The sequence below is a fragment of the Mesorhizobium sp. M1A.F.Ca.IN.020.06.1.1 genome (assembly GCF_004023265.1).
Taxonomy (GTDB): Bacteria; Pseudomonadota; Alphaproteobacteria; order Rhizobiales; family Rhizobiaceae; genus Mesorhizobium.
Genome location: NZ_RZSR01001078.1, coordinates 1 through 1862, shown reverse-complemented (window position 1 = coordinate 1862; position 1862 = coordinate 1). Strand labels below are relative to the sequence as shown.

Annotated in this window: 2 protein-coding genes; one reads left to right on the top strand and one right to left on the bottom strand. The window is 67.1% G+C overall.

The window, feature by feature from the left end; translation table 11 throughout:
- Positions 1-1207 (top strand): ribosome biogenesis GTPase Der (der, locus tag EOA60_RS31100; RefSeq protein ID WP_128312483.1); only part of this gene is annotated, 1207 nt, incomplete at its 5' end.
- A 107-nt stretch (positions 1208-1314) separates the two neighbouring features.
- On the opposite strand, the gene EOA60_RS31095 is transcribed toward der, so the two are convergent.
- The coding region (locus tag EOA60_RS31095; RefSeq protein ID WP_245502655.1) for a LysR substrate-binding domain-containing protein at positions 1315-1862 on the bottom strand (548 nt) is incomplete at its 5' end.

The window sequence follows — 1862 nt, the reverse complement described above, 5'->3', positions numbered from 1 at the left end:
GACCGAGATCGCCATCCGCGAGGCCGACCTGATCTTCTTCACCGTCGATGCCAAGTCGGGCCTGATGCCCGACGACCGGACCTTCGCCGACGTGGTCCGCAAATCCGGCAAGCCGGTGGTGCTGGTGGCCAACAAGGCGGAAGCGCGAGGCGCGCAAGGCGGCATGCTGGAAGCCTGGGAACTCGGCCTCGGCGAGCCGATCCCCGTCTCGGCCGAGCATGGCCAAGGCATGCCCGATCTGCGCGATGCGGTGATCGCGGCACTCGGCGAGGAACGCGCCTTCGGCGAGGACGCGCAACAGCCGGGCGATGAGATCGCCGTGAGCGAGGTGCTTATCGGCGAGGATATCGCCGACCCCGACGCCGAGCCGGCCTATGACGAGACCAAGCCGCTGCGCATAGCCGTGGTCGGCCGCCCCAATGCCGGCAAGTCGACGCTGATCAATGCGCTGATCGGCGAGGAGCGGCTGCTGACCGGACCCGAGGCCGGCATCACCCGCGATTCCATCTCGGTCGACTGGGACTGGCGCGGCCGCCGGATAAAGCTGTTCGACACCGCCGGCATGCGGCGCAAGTCCAAAGTCCAGGAAAAGCTAGAGAAGCTTTCGGTGCAGGATGGCCTGCGCGCTATCCGCTTCGCCGAGATCGTCATCATCGTGCTCGACGCCACCATCCCCTTCGAGAAGCAGGACCTGCAAATCGCCGACCTGATCATTCGCGAAGGCCGCGCGCCGGTGATCGCCTTCAACAAATGGGACCTGATCGACAACCCGCAGGAGCTTCTGGCCGAGCTGCGCGAAAAGACCGAGCGGTTGCTTCCCCAAGTGCGCGGCATTCAGGCGGTGACGGTCTCTGCCGAGACCGGGCGCGGCCTCGATCGGCTGATGGACGCCGTCATCAAGACGCACAAGGTCTGGAACAGCCGCGTCTCGACCGGCAAGCTCAACCGCTGGCTGGAAGGCATTCTGGCGCATCATCCGCCGCCCGCCGTCGCCGGCCGCCGGCTGAAGATCAAATATGTCACGCAGGCAAAAACCCGGCCGCCGGGTTTCGTCGTCTCCTGCTCGCGCCCGGACGCGATGCCGCAATCCTATGTCCGCTACCTCTCGAACAGCCTGCGTGATGCTTTCGACATGCCCGGCGTGCCGATCCGCATGGCGCTGCGCACCTCGGAGAATCCTTTCGCAGGTCGGGCGAAGAAGCGCTGAGCCCTTTGTGGGAAAGGGTCGGCAGCGCCCCTCCCGTCGTCATTCACGGGTCTGTGCCGTGTCGCTTCGCTCCTTGCTCCGCTCGAGGATGAAGAATGGCTTGGAACCTACGCGACCGCTCGCAAGCCCTCGCCGAAACGCGCTCCCTCCGGCAGCGTATCCAGCGCCGCCTCCAGCAATATCTCTGCCAGCCGTGCCGCCACCGGATCGAGCTCGGCATCCTTCTGGTGCAGATGCAGCGCCATCATCGGCAGGAGCGGCAGCCCGAGCACGCCCGGCGCGATCGCCCTGACAGTGGCTGGCAGGCCGATATCGGTGCGGATCGTCAGCCCGAGACCCGCGGCGACCGCCGCCCAGATGCCGCCGAGGCTGGGACTCGAGAACGCCATGCGCCAGGCGAGGCCGGCGCGGTCGAGCGTCTCGGTCGCCACGGTGCGCAGCAGGCATGGCGCCTCGAACAACACCAGCGGCAGCGCTTCACCATTGTGGCCGGCTTGCATCGGTTTAGCCGGGCCGATCCAGCGCGCCTGCACCTCGGCGACATGCCGGCTGTAGGGCAGGATCGTGCCGTCGTGCCAGGCCAGCGCGATGTCGAGGCTGCCTGAGACGACGCGCTCGGCGAGCTCATGGCTGCGTCCGATCCGCGCTTCGATCC